This is a genomic window from Idiomarina sp. UBA3162 (assembly GCF_002364475.1).
GTDB lineage: Bacteria > Pseudomonadota > Gammaproteobacteria > Enterobacterales > Alteromonadaceae > Idiomarina.
Window position 1 is genome coordinate 39956 of sequence record NZ_DEYI01000004.1, and the last position, 18629, is coordinate 58584.

Here is an 18629-nt window from a genome sequence, read left to right on the forward strand (position 1 = left end):
TCGAAAATCGTGAAGTAGGTAACTTCAACGGTACGTATGACTTCTCATATCAGAACGCCTACACAGGCAACCCAGAAGATGCCGCTTATGACGCAGTACGTTACACGACAGCGCTGTATGTAGAAGATACTTTCTACCCAACAACTGACCTTGAGTTGACAGCCGGTGTTCGTTACGAGCGTTTGTCATCAGATGACAAGCCAACTTTGAACCAAAACTTTGTTGATACCTACGGTTTCTCTAACCAAGAAAACCTAGACGGTATGGACATCGTATTGCCACGCGTGAGCTTCAAGTACTACTTGAACGACGACGTTACTTTACGTGGTGGTTTAGGTCGTTTCTACGGCGGTGTGCCTAACGTTTGGTACAGTAACCCGTTCACTAAAGACGGTATCACGCTGGTAGCGGCAAACAGCGATTTCATCAACGATTACTTCGCTAACAGCTCAGATCCTGCGGACTTCACACAAGTACCACAAGCGATCCAAGACTCACTGCAGCAAGGCGCAGGTAGCACCAACTACATCGACCCTAACTTTGAATTGCCAAGCGACTGGCGTGCACAGTTAGCAGCTGACTACAGCTTCGATATCCCAATGGTGGGTGACGACTTCCGCGCAACAACGTCATTCTTGTACGTGCGTAAGCAAGACGAGTCAGTATGGTTGAACACTGCGTTGACGCCTGTTGATACAACAGCAGACGGTGAGCGTGTTATCTACGAAAGCATCTACAGCGGCAACCGCTCAGATAACTTCGATATCATGATGACCAACGCAGAAGAGCATGGTCGCAGCTATATCTTCACTCAGTCTTTGGCTAAGCAGTGGGATAACGGTCTTAACTTGACCATGAGCTACACGAACCAAGACGTTGAAGAAGTATCACCAGGTTCTTCATCACAAGCAGAAAGTAACTACAAGCACTACGTAGTTAAAACACGTAACCAGCCGTTCTCTGCACGTGGTGATTACGAGATCGAACACAGCTTCAAAGTAACCTTAGGTTACGAAAAAGAATTCTTTGATGGTTACAAAACTAACATCAACTTATTCTATGAGCGTCGTTCAGGCCGTCCATTCAGCTACACTATGAGCATGTACCAAGATGGCGACTTCGGCGATACCGTTGACTTCTACTCGCAGTCAGCTTACCTCGCTTACATCCCATCAGGTCCAAACGATCCAAATGTAGATTGGGCGAACTCAGTATCTTGGGACGAGTTGAGCGCAGTACTTGACCGTGCCGGTATCGCACCAGGCGGTTACATCATGGACCGTAACAGCGGTACTCAGCCATGGATTACTGATATCGACTTAAGCATCAAGCAACAGATCCCAGGTTTTGCTGAAGGTCACCGTGGTACCTTGTACTTCACCATCGACAACTTCGCTAACTTGCTGAACAGCGACTGGGGTGTTGAAGAGCGTTTAGGTTACCCGCAGGTCAACCTGTATGACTTCGGTGGATTATCGGATGATGGTAAATACCAAATCGATCGTCTGTTCAATGGTTATGCTCCGCAGAACTATGACCAGTACGACATTGGCGCATCATCATGGTCTGTCAAACTCGGCGTACGTTACGAGTTCTAAGGCTCAGAGCCCCTCAATTTTGTTGAGGGGCTTTTTTTTAGTCATGTCACAGAACTGACATGATCGAGATTTACACTTCACGGACTGAATCACATAACAACAGTGTTGAACTAACGGGGATGAACACACATGTTTAATTCAACTTTTAAGCGCACCGCATTGGCAGCCGCCATTGCAATGACTGTATCAGGTGCCGCGCTTGCACAAGACACCTCATCGAGCATTCGTGGTGTTGTCACTGCAGAATCAGGCACCATCATTAGCGGTGCAACTATTCAGTTGCGTGATGAACGCACTGGCTCAGTCAAAACCTTAACGACTAACGCACAAGGCACGTTCTCATCACGTGGTTTGCCTGTCGGTGGTCCATACACTTTGATGGTTAAAGGTCCTAACGGCCAAAGCCAAGTCATCGAAAACGTTTACCTCACGTTGGGTGACTCAGAGACCGTGAATGTGGTACTTGAACCGCAAGATATCGAAACAATCAGCGTGACCGGTACAGCACCGACTAACGCGTTGTACGGTAGCAACAGCCCTGCGGCAAACTTCAACCTCGAAGATTTGCAAGACGCCCCGGCTGCTAACCGTGACCTAAAAGACGTAGTACGTATCGACCCACGTATCTACATCAACGAAACCAACGCAGGCGACATCCAGTGTGGTGGCGCAAACCCGCGTTTCAACAGCTTGACTGTTGACGGTGTGCGTATGAACGATAACTTCGGCTTGAACTCAAGCGGTTATCCAACAGAGCGTATGCCTTTCTCTTATGATGCAATCGAACAGGTTGCAGTAGAATTCGCACCGTTTGATGTGCAGTACGGTGGTTTCACCGCATGTAACATCAACGCTGTTACCAAATCAGGTGACAACGAAATGTTCGGTGGTGTGTTCTTTGACTACACCAACGATTCATTACAAGGTAGTGAGCTTGAAGGCGATACTATTAACGTAGGCGCATTCAACGAAAAACGTTACGGCTTTAATGTCGGCGGCGCTATCTTAGAAGACAAATTGTTCTTCTTTACCTCATACGAAAAACTTGAAGGTTCTGACACCTTTGACCGCGGCCCAGAAGGCACCGGCGTAGCATCACCTGTATTGGGTGTGTCTGCAGCAGACGCAGAACGTATTCGTCAAATCGCGATCAACAACTACAACTATGACCCAGGCACGTTCCCTGCGAGCTTGCCAGTTGAAGACGAGAAGTTCCTTGCTAAGTTAGATTGGTACATCAATGACGCGCACCGTGCATCATTCACGTACAACTACAACGACGGCTTCTCAATTGCCGAATCAGACGGCGATGCTGATGAGCTTGAGTTCTCAAACCACTTCTATGAGCGTGGTTCTAAGTTCACTTCATATGTCGGTGAGTTCTTCTCTGACTGGACGGATAACTTCTCAACCGAAGTACGTGTCGGTTACTCAGAGTTAGACGCACGTGTTAACCCATTAGGCGGCACCGAGTTTGGTGAAGTTCAAATCGGCGTTAACGATGCAACCGTATACTTGGGTGCAGATGACTCGCGTCATGCAAACAAATTGAAGTACGACACGACGTTCTTCAAATTAAAAGGTACTTACCTTGCGGGCGACCACATCATCTCTGCCGGTATCGAGCAAGAGAAATACGACGTTTACAACTTGTTCGTACAAGAAGCACAAGGTGAATACCGCTTCGGTTCTATCGATGCGTTTGAAGCCGGTACACCAAGCCGCGTAATTTATGAAAGCGCAGCAGGTACCAACAACCCAACGGACGCGGCAGCAGAATTCTCTTACGCTGTAAACACGGCGTACGTTCAGGATGAGTACTACTACGCACCAATGGACATCACCTTTACTTACGGTTTGCGTTATGACTGGTACACCAGCAGCGATAACCCAGTAAACAACCCATTGGTAGAGGACCTTTATGGTTTCTCTAACCAGCAAAACATGGACGGCCAGGACTTACTGCAACCACGTTTTGGTTTCAACTGGTTTGTGAGCCCACAGTTAGAAGTACGTGGTGGCGTTGGCTTGTATTCAGGCGGCAACCCGAACGTATGGATCTCTAACAATTACTCTAACAACGGTGTCACTCAGTACGAAGCGAACCTATTTGATGATTTCTTCGCAGGCGGTAACACCTTATTCAACATTCCTCACACAGGTGAAGGTCGTCCAATCTACGACATTCCACAAAACCTGTTTGACGAAGTGGCCAATGCGAACGGTGAAGGTCCAATCAACACCATGGATCCTAACTTCGAATTGCCAAACGAGTGGAAATACGCGTTGGGTGCAACTTACACGTTCGATAACGACTACGTGTTATTGGTTGACTTCTTACACACCGAGAAGAAAGACGCAGCGGTCATCTACAACCTTGGTTTAGAGCAAACGGGCACCGCACCAGATGGTCGTCCTATCTTCAGCGAACTGTCTACTGACGGTCGTGACCAAGGCGATGACTTCTTGTTGACCAATGTTAAAGGCGATTCAGGTTCACAAACGACCGTGTCATTGGCATTGAACAAGTCATACGACTTCGGTTTAGACTGGAGCTTCGCATACGCTTACAACCGTGCAGAAGACGTGAACCCAATGACCAGCTCAGTGGCGTTCTCTAACTACACTAACTTAGCAACAGCGAATCCACAGAACCCAGGCGTGTCGACCTCTAACTACGAGATCCCACACCGTTTCACGTTCCGTGCAACGTACACTTCAGAAATCATGGGTTACGAGAACACCATGACCTTATTCGCAACGCGTAACGAAGGTCGTCCATACTCGTTCACGATGTCTGACGGTGCATTTGGTGATGTTGCTTACCAAGGTCGCCAGTTACTGTACGTACCAACCGGTGCTGATGATCCTAACTTCGTAGCAGGCATGGATGACGACGGCAACCCGTTTGATACTCAAGCGTTCTTTGACTTCATCAACTCACAAGGATTAGGTGAGTACGCAGGTGGTATCGCACCACGCAACGAGTTCAACTCGAAGTGGTGGACCAAAGTTGATTTCCGTATGGAACAACAATTACCAGCATTCAGCAGCGACCACGAAGCGTCAGCCTTCTTCGTTGTTGAAAACCTCGGTAACTTGTTGAACGACGACTGGGGTGTATTGTACGAAGCAAGCTTCCCACGCGCTGTGACAGTGGCTGATGTCAGCATCAACGACCAAGGTCAGTACGTATTTGAAAGCTTCCGTGACCCACGTGTTCAATCACGTGCAGGTGCGCCTTCATTGTGGTCAGTACGTGTAGGCTTCGAATACAAATTCTAAGCACGCGTTATAAAACAGCTAAAAAGGCCGCTCATTTGAGCGGCCTTTTTCTTTTCATATCTTGCCGCCTACCGCTAATTCCGCTAACCTCGCTCAATCACTTATTAGATAAAAGCCACTATGGAACTGAGCTGGACCAGTTTACTACCCTCACTACTTGCCATCATTTTTGCCATAGTGACGCGACGCGTTCTATTGGCACTGATTGGCGGTATCTTACTCGCTAATATCATTTTATTTTGGCCGTCCATCCAAAGTATGGCGCAAGGGATCGGGTGGTCGAGCTGGAGTACCCTGACCGACAGCAGCAACATGCTGGTGTGGTTCTTTACATTGGGTATTGGTGCCTTATTTGGCGTGCTAGAAAAGGGCGGTACCTTTAAGCAGTTTGTGCAAAAACTGGAACAGCGTCAGTGGGTTGAAAACAAACGCCGCGCACGCATGATGACGTGGGTACTGGGTGTCGTAGTATTTATCGAATCCAACGTCACAATCATGATTGCTGGCACGACCTCGCGTCCGCTCTACGATCGCCTGGGTATTTCGCGCGAAAAACTCGCCTACATCGTGGATTCCACCTGTGCTGCAATTTGTATTTTGATTCCACTCAACGCATGGGGCGCCTTTAATCTCACACTGATCGCTAAACAAGGCGTTGAAGAACCCTTATGGGTATTTATTCAGTCGTTAGGCTTTAGCTTCTACGCTATCTTCGCAGTCCTGTTGGCGCTTTTAGTGGCGTGGTTTGACTGGAACATCGGTCCGATGAAAGCGTTCGAGCGTAATGCACAGCCCGACCGCGTATCTAAACATAATTGGGGTGAAGAAGGTAAAAGCAAACCGAGCTATGGTAAAGGCACGGCTGTCGTATTAACGTCGCTGTTGAGCCTCGTGGTGATGGTACCGGTGATGTTATTAATTACGGGTAACGGCGTTCTGGTTAAAGGCGATGGCACCTTAAGCGTGTTTATTGCTATCTATACTGCGCTGGCGATTGCCATCGTGGGTACAAAATGGGTACGTAAAACGTCGCTACTCACCATCATCAAAGCTGCCTTGCAGGGCGCATGGAACATCTTGCCACTCGCGGTAATTTTGTGGCTGTCCATTACCTTAGGTGGTCTAACGCGTGATATGGGAACGGGCGAGTTTTTAGCCTCGATTCTGGATGGCAGCATACAGGTTTGGATGTTGTTACCGCTGATATTCGTGCTGGCGGCATTAACGGGCTTTTCTATTGGTTCAAGCTGGGGTACCTTCGCCATCATGTTGCCATTGGCGATTCCTATCGCAATGTCGCTCAATTTGCCGTTGGCACCGTTTATCGCGGCAGCGATATCGGGTGGTATTTTCGGTGATCATGCATCGCCGATTTCGGACACCACCATCATTGCCTCCATGGCATCTGGCACCGAGCATATCGACCACGTACGTACGCAACTACCTTATGCGTTACTGGCGGGCGGTGCGTCAATCGTTGCCTTTGCTATCACCGGCGCTGCTATCGGTTGAGGCCTTCTTTCGGCGAGCTCTGAAAAACTGGCGCAGAATATCGCCGCAGGGCTCCGCTAACACGCCCGACGTTATCTCAACGCGGTGGTTCATTGAGGCATGATTAAGGACTTCAATCGCCGTGCCTGCTGCGCCGGTGCGCGGATCGGGCGCACCATAAACCAAGCGTCTAACGCGCGCATGAGTAATGAGTCCCGCACACATTGCACAGGGCTCTAGGGTAACGTATAAGGACGAGTCGACCAGACGGTAGTTGTCGACGTTTTTACCTGCCGCACGAATTGCTTGCGCCTCGGCATGGGCACTGGGGTCCGATAATGTGATGACCTGGTTGTAGCCCTCGCCAATAATCGTGTCATCAAGCACCAGTACCGCACCGACTGGCACTTCATCCTCGTCAGCGGCTTTTTGCGCCAACTCAAGGGCGCGTTGCATGTAGATTTCATCAGTTGTCATGGCAGCGATTTTAGCGCAGACTAAGGTTAAAGACATCCAAATTTTGCGGCCAACCCCCATCACAGGGAGAACAACAATGAAGAACTGGGCATTTGCACTGACAACGGCAGCGGTAATAAGCGCTTGGGCGCTACCAACGCACGCACAACAGCAATCACCGGTGATGATTGATAGTAACCTGGAGCAACAAGTGATTGATTGGCGTCGTCATATTCACGCCAATCCTGAATTGAGTAACCGTGAATACGAAACGGCTAAGATGGTGGCTAACCATCTGCGCGAACTTGGATTAGAAGTTAAAACCGATATCGCTCACACCGGTGTGGTGGGTCTATTAAAAGGCAGTGGTGATGGCCCCACGGTGGCATTACGGGCTGATATGGATGCCTTACCGGTCACTGAAAAAACCGATGTGCCATTTAAATCAACCGTGAAGTCAACCTATCGCGGCAAGGAAGTCGGTGTTATGCACGCGTGTGGACACGATACCCATGTCGCTATGTTGATGGGAGCAGCCGAGAAGCTCACCAGTATGCGTGATGAGCTTAACGGCAATGTATTGTTCATTTTCCAGCCCGCAGAAGAGGGTGCGCCCGAGGGCGAGGAAGGCGGCGCTGAGTTAATGCTAAAACAAGGCCTGTTCAGTGATGTATTTCCTGACTATAAGCCTGAGCGTGTATTCGGTATTCATGTTTGGGCGGGTTTCCCGACCGGGCATATTGGTTATCGTAAAGGCCCATTAATGGCGTCATCGGATAAATTTGAAATTACCGTCAAAGGCAAACAAACCCACGGCTCGCGTCCATGGGCAGGGGTTGATCCCATTGTGACGTCAGCACAGATTATTAATAGTGCGCAAACGATTATCAGCCGCCAAACGGATATCACTAAAGCACCTGCCGTCGTATCCTTTGGTATTGTCGAAGGGGGCGTGCGCAATAACATCATTCCCGATGACGTCACCTTAATAGGTACCATCCGTAATTTCGACATGGATATTCGTGCGGATATTCACAAGCGTCTGACGCACACTGCGGAAACTATTGCCGAGGCGAATGGTGCTGAAGCGGACGTAGAAATCGATTTAGGCTATCCTGTCACGGTGAACAACCCTGACCTCGTTGACGAAATGCTACCGATTACTCGCGAAATTGCTGGCGCAGACAACGTGAAAGAAGTGCCATTGGTTACCGGCGCAGAGGATTTCTCATACTATGCGTTAGAAGTCCCAGGGATGTTTGTATTCTTAGGCGTAACGCCCGAAGATCGGGATATGGCGTCGGAGCCGAGTAATCACTCGCCGTATTTTTATGCCGACGAAGATGCATTAAAAACCGGCGTTAACCTATACGTTAACTGGACACTTGAGTCACTGTAGATGAAGTCAGTGGTAGTAAAGTGGTGTGGTGCGGCGCTGTTAGTAACCTTTTTACTTGGGTTGCAAGGCTGTACGCCGCAGCCTACGCCCAACCAACTGCAAATCGTTAAAGAGCGACAGGTGTTGCGGGTGGGTACACTGATGAACCCCACCAGCTTCTATTACGATCATGAAGTCGAGCAGGGGTTCGAGTACGAACTCGCACAACGGTTTGCTCGTCGCATGGGCGTTGAAGTGCGCATGGTGCCTCGCTTTGATGTCGCCGATCTGTTTGCGCTATTGCAGCGTGGCGAGGTCGATATCGTCGCCGCAGGGCTTGATGAAACCGCTAACCGACGTGAGCTATTTAGATTTGGGCCACCCTACGATGAAATCAGTCATAAACTCATATTTAAACAAGGCTCAAGGCAACGGCCACGCGACTGGGCGCAAGTCGACGATGGCGAGATAGTGGTCGTACAGGGCAGTTCCCATGAAGAGTTTTTACGTTCCATTGAAGATGAGTTCCCCGAGCTAAACTGGCGCTCGACCAGTGACCATGATGCCGTTGAACTGATGCGCATGGTTGATCGCGAGGAAATCGACTACACCATCGCTGATAGCAACCAACTCGAAGTACAACGACGTGCGCATCCGGGACTGAGCGTGGCATTCACCACGCAACGTGAGTTACAAGTCGCTTGGGCATTAAAAAATGCACCCGACGACTCACTGTATGCCGCAGTCATTGAATATTTTGGTGAAGTGCGTGATAGCGGGCGTTTAGCGTACCTGAAAGAAAAGCACTTTGGTCATGTAAAACAGTTTAATTACGTCACCACGAGCTTATTTATTGATGCAGTCGAGCAGCAGCTTCCAAAATACATCGATCTGTTTAAGCAACATTCGGGCGATCTCGACTGGCGTTTGTTAGCGGCAATCTCGTATCAAGAGTCGTTGTGGAATCCTCGCGCGGTATCGCCCACCGGTGTGCGCGGTATGATGATGCTGACACTGCCAACTGCTAAAGCGATGGGCGTTAAGAGTCGGCTCAATGCAGAACAAAGCATTCGAGGTGGAGCGCGTTATTTTGAGCGTATGCTGCAGCGAATTCCTGCTCGCATTCCAGAGCCCGATAGAACCTGGTTTGCCTTAGCGGCTTATAACATTGGTTTTGGTCATCTTGAGGATGCGCGAGTGTTAACAGAGCGACAAGGCGGCAACCCCGATCGTTGGCTAGATGTGAAACAGCGCTTGCCATTATTAAGACAAAAGCAGTTTTATCGCCAAACCAAATTTGGCTTTGCACGGGGTGATGAACCGGTTACGTATGTAGGAAATATACGCCGTTTTTACGACACACTTAAATGGTTAGATGATCAAGGGCGTTTATAAACGTATTAATGCAGTTGCAGCTCATTGTAGGATAGCGAGGCTTTCACTTCCTTTTGCATCCACTCGAGTAAGACAAAACAGCGTGACTCGCCATCGAGGCCAATGACTTTTGCCATAAATCCTTTAAACGGACCTTCGTTGATCTCCACCTGATCGCCAATTTTAGGTGCTCGAGTTTCCGCCAAGGCATCCTTGCCTTTAAAGGTGTCTATCCATGACTGCGGAAGCTTTGGGATTCTGTCGCCAAACCGCACGAGCGAGTGTACCCCATACGTACTGCGCAGTTTATAAAACTGTTCAGCTAGCTCGTCAGATTGCACAAAAACATATCCAGGGAAGAGTGGCTCCGTGCGCAAGCTGCGCTTGCCACGAACAATGCGTTCGACATTTAACTTAGGTCCGAAACATTTAAAGCCTTGGCGGTTGAGATTTTCCAGTGCCCGGTCTTCCTGACGCGGTTTCGTTTTAAGCACATACCAACCACCGAATGTCTGCGTGTCCATACGAGACGCCCCGGTTGCTTAATCTGACGAAAGGAAGTTTATCGCTGTAACAAGTGAATTTACAAAAATTTAGAGTAGATATTCTTTAACGTGAAAAATTGACGTCAAAGACTGTAAAAAATACATTTTGAATGTAGTATAAATTCTATTAATAACACTTCACGATGTGAAATGTTGAAAATGCTATAACTTTCTTCATATAAAAACGTAAAAAGCTAAGCCGAAGCTTAGCTTTCTATCTTGGGTGAGCCTTCCTTTTTCACCAAGCGGAACCATTTTTCTCGGCGCTCGATAATTCGTTTACGGCGAGCACGGACAACAGCACGGCGACGAGCGTCATTGGCGGTCTTATTAATTCGGCGTTGTGACATAAAAGACTCCTTTGCAGGTGGAACTTGATCCTAGCAGATCAGTTCCTAAGCTGTCACTTAAAAAGCCAAAGTCAAACATGGCAGGCAGAGGGATTTTTCGATATAATCGCCGCGCAAATTTTACACAAGCGTTGGAGACTGTTGTCGTGGAAATCTTTCGTGGTTCACCTGCCTTATCGGCGTTCAAAATTACAAAAAAGCTTGAACAACTCAAACATGCGGGGATCCCCATAAAGAGTTTATATGCGGAGTATCAGCACTTTATTCACCTTCGCAACACACTCTCCGACGCGCATCACGACATTCTCAAGCAACTGCTAACCTACGGCCCCACCGCTCAACAACAATCACCCAGCGAATCCAGTACGCTTATTTTGGTCGTCCCACGCCTTGGCACTATTTCGCCTTGGGCATCAAAAGCAACCAACATTGCCCATAACTGCGACATTAAAGAAGTCCATCGTATTGAACGCGGCGTTGCGTACTATCTGGAAGGTGATTTATCAGCGGAAGAGCAAAAGCAAGCCGCATTACTACTGCATGACCGCATGACCGAGAGCGTGCTGTATCACATGAGTGATGCTGAAAAGCTGTTTCAACAAGCTGAGCCAGCCCCCTTATCCAACGTTGATATTCTGGCCGAAGGCCGTTCAGCGCTAGAAGACGCCAACGTATCGCTCGGTCTGGCGCTCGCGGATGACGAAATCGATTATCTATTAGAAAACTTCAAGAAGTTAGGGCGTAACCCCAACGACATCGAGTTGTATATGTTTGCCCAAGCAAACTCGGAGCACTGTCGCCATAAGATCTTTAACGCAGACTGGACTATTGATGGCGAAGCACAGCCAAAGTCGCTATTTAAGATGATCAAAAACACCTTTGAAGTGACGCCAGACTATGTGTTGTCGGCATACAAAGACAACGCCGCGGTGATGGAAGGGCACGAAGCAGGGCGCTTTTATCCGTCACCTGAATCAACCACCTACAGCTATAGCCACGAACCGATTCATATTTTGATGAAGGTCGAGACGCACAATCACCCGACAGCGATTGCCCCTTATGCCGGCGCAGCGACCGGTTCGGGTGGGGAAATCCGTGATGAAGGCGCCACCGGTATCGGCTCAAAACCCAAAGCGGGTTTGGTGGGCTTTAGCGTATCCAACTTAAATATTCCAGGCTTCAAACAACCGTGGGAAGAAAACTACGGCAAGCCTGCGCGTATCGTCAGTGCACTCGATATTATGCTCGAGGGGCCACTCGGCGGGGCCGCATTTAACAATGAATTTGGTCGTCCAGCGCTAACGGGTTACTTCCGTACTTACGAGCAAACCGTGAACAGTCATAACGGCCGAGAGGTACGCGGTTATCATAAGCCGATCATGATTGCCGGTGGCTTGGGTAATATCCGCGAAGCCCACGTGCAAAAAGACGACATCCCTGTGGGTGCCAAACTGGTGGTGTTAGGTGGCCCGGCGATGAACATCGGTCTGGGTGGCGGCGCTGCGTCGTCGATGGCATCGGGCGAGTCAGCAGAAGACCTTGATTTTGCCTCAGTACAGCGCGATAACCCTGAAATGGAACGGCGTTGCCAAGAGGTCATCGATCGCTGTTGGCAACTCGGCTCAGATAACCCGATTGCCTTTATTCACGACGTAGGCGCGGGTGGCTTATCCAACGCCATGCCAGAGCTTGTCAGTGACGGGGGGCGAGGCGGTCGTTTCGAACTGCGTGACATACCCAATGACGAACCGGGTATGACACCGCTGGAAATCTGGTGTAACGAATCACAAGAGCGTTACGTGATCGCCATCGCGCCAGAAAACATGGCGCGTTTCGAGCAAATCTGTGAGCGCGAGCGTGCCGAGTACGCCGTGATTGGTGAAGCGACCGAAGAACTCACCATCTTGTTAAATGACGCCAAATTCAATAACCAGCCGATTGATCTACCACTCGACGTGCTACTCGGTAAACCACCGAAAATGCACCGTGACGTCAAACGTCAGCAAGCGGCTGGCGAAGCGCTTAAACTCAACAGCATCGATGCTAACGAAGCTGCAGAACGCTTGATGCGCTTACCAAGCATCGCCGAGAAGACGTTCTTAATTACTATTGGTGATCGCTCGGTCACCGGCTTGGTCGCACGCGATCAAATGGTCGGTCCGTGGCAGGTGCCGGTCGCCGATGTAGCGGTAACCGCGGCCTCATACGATACCTATCATGGTGAAGCCATGGCGATGGGCGAACGCACGCCATTAGCCTTGCTAAACTACGGCGCTTCTGCGCGCATGGCGGTCGCTGAGGCATTAACTAACCTTGCAGCCGCCGACGTTGGTGAACTAAAACGCGTTAAATTGTCCGCGAACTGGATGGCCGCCGCCGGTCACCCCGGTGAGGACGCTGGTTTATACGAGGCGGTAAAAGCCATCGGTGAAGAACTTTGTCCTGCATTGGAAATTACCATTCCGGTAGGAAAAGACTCCATGTCGATGAAAACCCAGTGGCAAGATGAGGGCGAAGACAAAGCCGTAACCGCACCACTGTCACTGGTGATTACCGCCTTTGCTCGAGTTAACGACGTACGTAACACCGTGACGCCGCAACTGCGTCTAGATAAAGGTGATACCCACCTGATTGCTATCGATTTAGGTCAAGGTAAGAATCGGTTAGGCGGTTCTGCGCTGGCACAAGTGTATAAGCAACTGGGTGAGCAAACACCTGACTTAGACGACGCAGCGCAGTTCAAAGCATTTTTCGAAACACTGCAACAGCTGATAGCCGAAGGACGTATTCTTGCGTATCACGACCGCTCTGACGGCGGTTTAATGACGACCTTGGCTGAGATGGCGTTTGCCGGCCACTGTGGTGTCCATGCAGATTTGAGCGACTTAGGTGATAACGCGTTAGCGGCACTGTTCAGTGAGGAGCTCGGCGCGGTCATACAAGTGACGGACGATCAGCGTAAAAACGTGCTCTCAGCATTCCAAAAAGCAGGGCTCGAGAATGCTATCCATGTCATCGGTCAGCCCACCGAGCGAGATGAGATTAAACTGACTTTTAACGGTGACACCGTTATTGACTCATCGCGCACGCATTACCGTACGTTGTGGGCTGAAACCACGCATCAAATGCAGCGGTTACGTGATAACCCAGTCTGTGCTGATGAGGAGTTCCAGCTTAAACAACGGGTCGACGATCCAGGCTTGCAAGCCGATTTAAGCTTTGATGTGCATGAAGATATCGCAGCCCCCTACATTGCTAAAGGCAGCGCCCCGAAAGTGGCTATCTTACGTGAGCAGGGTGTGAACTCGCATTATGAAATGGCCGCGGCTTTTGACCGTGCTGGTTTTGAAGCTGTAGACGTGCACATGAGCGATATTTTAACAGGCCGTGTCACCTTAGATGAGATGCAGGCACTGGCCGCCTGTGGTGGATTCTCCTATGGCGACGTGCTGGGTGCCGGTGAAGGTTGGGCTAAATCCATCCTATTTAATCAACGCGCACGTGATCAGTTCGAAGCGTTCTTTAACCGCGACAATACGCTAGCTTTAGGCGTGTGTAATGGTTGTCAGATGCTTTCAACACTGAAAAGTCTGATTCCGGGTACTGAACATTGGCCGCGTTTTGTCACCAACCGCAGCGAACGTTTTGAAGCGCGCTTTAGTTTGGTCGAAGTACAAACGACCAATTCGGCGTTCTTTGACGGGATGCAAGGTTCGAAAATGCCGATTGCCGTCTCTCACGGTGAAGGGCGTGCTGAATTTGCCGCAGTCGACCAGCAAGCACAACTTGAGCAAGCCGGTCAGGTAGCACTGCGCTATATCGACAACTGGGGCGACGTGGCAGAGCAATATCCTGCCAACCCGAACGGCTCGCCGAATGGCATTACCGCTGTCAGCAGCCGCGATGGCCGTGTGACGGCGATGATGCCACACCCAGAGCGTGTATTCCGCACTGTTGCGAACAGCTGGCATCCCGATGAGTGGGGCGAGGATAGCCCATGGATGCGCATGTTCCGTAATGCACGTACACGCTTCTAACGTGTACGTTGAGAAAAAAGAGCAAGCCATTGAGCTTGCTCTTTTTTTTGCCTTTTCAAAACCTTTACGCCTGCGAGTCTAGCCAAATATCTGAGGAACCGCATAATAGAATTAAGACTCAACAGGAGGCAGTATGATGAAACGTATTATAGCACTCACAGGTATCCTAGCCGCATCGGTTGCGCTCACTGCACACGCAGAAGATCGTAACTATGTCAGCGGTGGTTACAACGATTTTGGTGATTCAGACTTTTACATTAAAGCATCACGTCAAATCGATTCACATTGGGTGATTGAAGGTGAGGCGTTTGATATTGGTGATTTTGGTACGCGTTTAGGCGGCCAGTATTTGCTGAGCAACAGCCCGTTGTTCTTGAAAGGCGGCATGAGCCATTACGATTTTGGTAACACCGACGACACGGGCGGCTACGTCGGCATCGGTACTGAAATTGGTTTGAGCACGCAAGCAACAGCCATGTTTGATGCGACCTACGACTCAGCACTAGACGGTTATGCGTCAGTGGGCGCCAAAGTACGTTATAACTTCGATCAGCGTTTCGCTGCCGATATCGGTTTCCGTGGCAACTTCGACGATATCGACAACGAATTTCGCGTAGGTATTACCTACAAATTCTAAGGTTTCCACTCCGAGCAAGGTGGTTTGCGGGGCTTAACGGCCCCGCTTTTTTATCCAACCTTGTTTGATTCCACCTAAGCCTGCCAGCAATAGCAGCATCAACCAACCGGTACTACCACCACTGCTGCCGCCACCTGAACTACCACCCGTTGTGGTCGTTGGTGCCGCAGCAACATCGATAGTCTCCTCAAAGGTATCCGTGTTACCGGCGGTATCAGTGACGGTGACCGACACGGTATAAGTGCCTTGCTCACTAAAGCTTAAGCGTGCAGAGGTGAGGTCCTCGTTACTAATAGTGACGGAGCTATCATCCACTGACCAATCAGTGGTAGCTAAATCCAAGTTACCCGAGGTCGTAATCGTAGCTGTCGTTGCACCTCCTGCGCGCACGCTCGAAGGCGAGAAACTCATCGCATCAACGACAATCGGCTCGATCGCTTCAACCGAGATACTGATGGTATCCATGACCGAATTACCGTTGCCATCGTTAACACTGGCAACAAAGTCATAAGCGCCCGAGGCTTGCCCCGGAATATCAAACTCAAACACGTTGCCATCGCTACGAGTCGGCTCGAACACCACATTATCGCGGCCTGGTAAACGCTGCTCTACGGTCAGCGTATCGTAGAACGAGGTATCGCTCGGCTCATTCAGCGTGACGGTCAAAGTAAACGGCTCATCCTCAAGAATGGTGTCGCTACTTGCGGTAAAGCTTAAAATCGCAGGCTGGTTGTTACTATACGCACGAATCGGAATCGTCACATTCGGTGCACCTTGAACGCCTAAGTCAGCAACAATAGTCACTGTACCGGTATCGGTGATGCTTGTTGCATCGCCTTCAACACTGAGGGTAATGACGTCACCTTGCGGTGTCGTGGTGCGGTTGGTTTGAGTCACCACTAGGTTATCAATACTGACATCACCACCGATAGAATAGGCCGGCGTGACATCTGCAGGAACATTGACTAACTCAGCAGATAGGCTAACCGACTCGTCCGATATAATTTCATATCCCTGCGTAAGGTAGCCGGTGACAGGCGTCTGACTATTCGCTGGACCTTCCCACCAAATCATGCTCGATACGCTGAATTCAGAGAAGTTAGTGTTCACTACACGCAGCGGAAGCTGAAACACGTTGCGTTGGTCGGTATCCGCCAACTCAGCCGCAATCGCCGCCTGAGAACGCTTCGGTGTAATAGTCAGCGTACGTTCAGCACCGCTGCCCGATACTGACACATCAAACCATTCACTCGCCTGGGCAATGCCTTCATTGATACTCGGGCGACCCATTGACTCATCAAAGTACGTCGCGAGCTCAATGTTTGAGTTAAGAATACTATCGTCGCTGAGCAATACCGTGAACGATTGTGCATCACCCACATCGGCGGTTAACACGTTGCTATCGGTAAAGATAAAGGCGTCATTGCCACCGCTTGATGAGACAGAAGCAGAAAACTCACCAATGAGCTGGTAACCGTTATCGTCAGAAGGGACTAATACACAAATACCCAAGTTGCCCGGTTCAATAGTGCCCGTGAGTGTCGAGCCGGTAATGGTCTCGCCGTTCTCGATCTGTTGCTGAGTGAAATAACGGTTACTATGACAATTACGGTTAACAACAAGATACTCACTGACAGAGTCATCCGGTAGTTGCAATTGAACGCTACCGCCGTCCAGTGCAACACCGACATTTAAATAATCATTCCAACGTTGGAAACGGCGCGTCCACGGCGTGGTTAAGGTCGTCGCTTTAGCCGCATTAGCCGCATCAACTTCCGCTTCGGACTTACCCGCAGGTGTGCCGTTGATATCTAAGTCGGGGCTGGAATAAAGCGCCTCGCGACTACAGGTGCCGTTAGGTGCTACTTCGCGACAGCTCGAGCCATACGCCATAATGGTGTAAAACTCACCATCAGGGTCAACATAGCCGTAAGGGATATGGTTATCGATTTGTGAGCCAGAGCCTTGCTCATTATTGTCCAACGTGTAGCGGTCGTGCAGCAAACCAATGTTGTGGCCTAACTCGTGAGGGAAAGTCCCGGTCCCCAAACATTGGTAGGTGGTAAACGCGACGTGGAAGTCCGGCGAAATGCCAAAAAAGGTATTATCAGCAGCGATATCCGAGGCAACATAGGCTTGTCCACACACATCATCGCTCACGCCAATATAGTGAATGACGTCAGCGTTATATTGATCACGCAAGCGACTCGCCATACCACTATTAACTAATTCATCTAAGATATCGGTCGAAGGCGCACCCACAAAATCATTTTCAGTGCTTGGCAACATGATAGGATGAGCGCCGACAATACGATGGGCGAGTGATAATTCTGACTGCTCGTAAACAAAGTTGGTGACGGCATCGGCATACTCAATATCTTCGTCAAATACGGCATCGTTCTCAGCCATATAGGCGGGTAAACGAGGGTCAAACAAAATCAAAGTATCAATACTAGAATCGGAAGCCGTATCAGTAGTTATCGCATCGGCCTGCATTCGTGGTGTTGATGGTTCACCGCGCCACTGAATCGCTTGCGTCATATCGACTGACTTTGCAGTCGCCGGCATGCGCAGCGGCTCAGGGTATTTATTATTGACTAACACAGTCTTGGTGCGATTGCCGGTCTGATAAACCTTTACCCAGTTGCCCTCGGCATTTTGCAAAGTATAAATAGTATGTTCAGGCGTATGGTAAATACTGCCTGCAAAGCGCTGTACCTTGCCATTACTAAGTGGCTTGTCCAGTACGTAAAACCCTTGCGTTGGTTGACTGCCTTCAGCAATAACATATTCAGCCGATATGTTATCCGAGCCACTATCAAAGGGTAGCGCAACCGATTGACCCAGCGAAAACTGCTGTGTTTGTAATTGGTTATGCAGCGTAGGCTGAGGTTCAACGGTTTGCGCCAGAGCACTGTTCAAAGCCAGTGACGCCACAATAGCGGATGTCAAAGATAGTATTTTCATATAATCAACTCTAAACGTTTAGATTATGTTAGTGTCGCCTAACTCAGGCTTATGATCAATGTTGTGAAAAAATCGTGTTAAAACAGTAAAATAATTTGCAAACTAAAAGAAACCTGATAACGTATTAAGCAATCATGAATGCGTTTTTTAACAACGCAAGATTGATTGGCCAATCGATTGAATTTTGTAGAACGTGTACACAGAGGTGTAATTATGAAAAAACTTTCAGCTTTGTTTGCTGCAGCTGCTTTAGCAGCGGCGCCAGGCTTGGCTTCTGCGCAAGACGCGGAACCAACTGGCTCTGAAGCTTCTGGTATTGGCGGCGTTAGCGCAACCACTATCGGTGTGGGCGCTGTTGCAGCGGGTATCGCAGTAGCTGTCGCTGCTGACGGTGGCGATGATGAAGATCCAGGTACAACCAATCCTCCAGGCACGGGTACTGAAACCGCGACTGGTACAGGCACTGGTACAGGCACCGGTACTACAACAGGTACTGGCCAGTAATTGGTTA

At 49.6% G+C, this 18629-nt stretch carries 12 protein-coding genes; 8 read left to right on the forward strand and 4 right to left on the reverse strand.

Features of this window, described 5'->3' with window-relative positions; genetic code table 11:
• The 3 genes from B2X00_RS00675 to B2X00_RS00685 all read left to right on the forward strand — a co-directional run.
• The coding region (locus tag B2X00_RS00675; RefSeq protein ID WP_290485697.1) for a TonB-dependent receptor domain-containing protein at window positions 1-1598 on the forward strand (1598 nt) is incomplete at its 5' end.
• 129 nt (window positions 1599-1727) lie between these two features.
• On the forward strand, window positions 1728-4883 hold the full coding sequence (locus B2X00_RS00680) for a TonB-dependent receptor (protein WP_071463188.1): 3156 nt from the start codon (window positions 1728-1730) through the stop codon (window positions 4881-4883).
• Between the two features lie 120 nt (window positions 4884-5003).
• Window positions 5004-6395, forward strand: a complete 1392-nt coding sequence (locus tag B2X00_RS00685; RefSeq protein WP_290485698.1) for a Na+/H+ antiporter NhaC family protein — start codon at window positions 5004-5006, stop codon at window positions 6393-6395.
• Here B2X00_RS00685 and tadA read toward each other — a convergent pair.
• Entirely contained in the window at window positions 6354-6851 is a 498-nt protein-coding gene (gene tadA / locus B2X00_RS00690; protein ID WP_290485699.1) for a tRNA adenosine(34) deaminase TadA, read from the reverse strand. The two genes, B2X00_RS00685 and tadA, sit on opposite strands and share 42 nt — an antisense overlap.
• A gap of 76 nt (window positions 6852-6927) precedes the next feature.
• Here tadA and B2X00_RS00695 point away from each other — a divergent pair, with 76 nt between their 5' ends.
• Window positions 6928-8229, forward strand: coding sequence for an amidohydrolase (locus B2X00_RS00695; protein ID WP_290485700.1), 1302 nt, complete (start codon window positions 6928-6930; stop codon window positions 8227-8229).
• Entirely contained in the window at window positions 8230-9603 is a 1374-nt protein-coding gene (mltF, locus tag B2X00_RS00700) for a membrane-bound lytic murein transglycosylase MltF (protein WP_290485701.1), read from the forward strand.
• Between the two features lie 5 nt (window positions 9604-9608).
• Here mltF and rfaH read toward each other — a convergent pair whose 3' ends face one another.
• Together rfaH and B2X00_RS00710 are read right to left on the reverse strand one after the other, a co-directional pair.
• On the reverse strand, window positions 9609-10106 hold the full coding sequence (gene rfaH, locus B2X00_RS00705; RefSeq protein ID WP_071463190.1) for a transcription/translation regulatory transformer protein RfaH: 498 nt from the start codon (window positions 10104-10106) through the stop codon (window positions 9609-9611).
• A gap of 227 nt (window positions 10107-10333) precedes the next feature.
• Window positions 10334-10477, reverse strand: coding sequence for a hypothetical protein (locus tag B2X00_RS00710; RefSeq protein ID WP_171903946.1), 144 nt, complete (start codon window positions 10475-10477; stop codon window positions 10334-10336).
• Between the two features lie 146 nt (window positions 10478-10623).
• Between B2X00_RS00710 and purL the strand changes: the two genes are divergently transcribed.
• Both purL and B2X00_RS00720 read left to right on the forward strand, forming a co-directional pair.
• Complete coding sequence (gene purL, locus B2X00_RS00715; RefSeq protein WP_290485702.1) at window positions 10624-14514, forward strand: phosphoribosylformylglycinamidine synthase; 3891 nt, start codon at window positions 10624-10626, stop codon at window positions 14512-14514.
• A gap of 133 nt (window positions 14515-14647) precedes the next feature.
• Window positions 14648-15151 (forward strand): hypothetical protein, encoded by a 504-nt coding sequence (locus tag B2X00_RS00720; protein ID WP_242603679.1) that lies wholly within the window; start codon window positions 14648-14650, stop codon window positions 15149-15151.
• 33 nt (window positions 15152-15184) lie between these two features.
• On the opposite strand, the gene B2X00_RS00725 is transcribed toward B2X00_RS00720, so the two are convergent.
• Window positions 15185-18118: a zinc-dependent metalloprotease family protein gene (locus tag B2X00_RS00725; protein WP_290485703.1), complete on the reverse strand. Its 2934-nt coding sequence runs from the start codon at window positions 18116-18118 to the stop codon at window positions 15185-15187.
• Between the two features lie 213 nt (window positions 18119-18331).
• Here B2X00_RS00725 and B2X00_RS00730 point away from each other — a divergent pair, with 213 nt between their 5' ends.
• Entirely contained in the window at window positions 18332-18622 is a 291-nt protein-coding gene (locus tag B2X00_RS00730) for a hypothetical protein (protein WP_290485704.1), read from the forward strand.
• The last annotated feature ends 7 nt before the right edge of the window (window positions 18623-18629 follow it).

Coding starts and splice junctions, on each gene's coding strand:
- B2X00_RS00720 (WP_242603679.1), top strand. CDS start 14,648: ATGATGAAACGTATTATAGCACTCACAGGTATCCTAGCCGCATCGGTT.
- B2X00_RS00730 (WP_290485704.1), top strand. CDS start 18,332: ATGAAAAAACTTTCAGCTTTGTTTGCTGCAGCTGCTTTAGCAGCGGCG.
- B2X00_RS00680 (WP_071463188.1), top strand. CDS start 1,728: ATGTTTAATTCAACTTTTAAGCGCACCGCATTGGCAGCCGCCATTGCA.
- B2X00_RS00725 (WP_290485703.1), bottom strand. CDS start 18,118: ATGAAAATACTATCTTTGACATCCGCTATTGTGGCGTCACTGGCTTTG.
- B2X00_RS00695 (WP_290485700.1), top strand. CDS start 6,928: ATGAAGAACTGGGCATTTGCACTGACAACGGCAGCGGTAATAAGCGCT.
- tadA (WP_290485699.1), bottom strand. CDS start 6,851: ATGACAACTGATGAAATCTACATGCAACGCGCCCTTGAGTTGGCGCAA.
- B2X00_RS00685 (WP_290485698.1), top strand. CDS start 5,004: ATGGAACTGAGCTGGACCAGTTTACTACCCTCACTACTTGCCATCATT.
- rfaH (WP_071463190.1), bottom strand. CDS start 10,106: ATGGACACGCAGACATTCGGTGGTTGGTATGTGCTTAAAACGAAACCG.
- mltF (WP_290485701.1), top strand. CDS start 8,230: ATGAAGTCAGTGGTAGTAAAGTGGTGTGGTGCGGCGCTGTTAGTAACC.
- B2X00_RS00710 (WP_171903946.1), bottom strand. CDS start 10,477: ATGTCACAACGCCGAATTAATAAGACCGCCAATGACGCTCGTCGCCGT.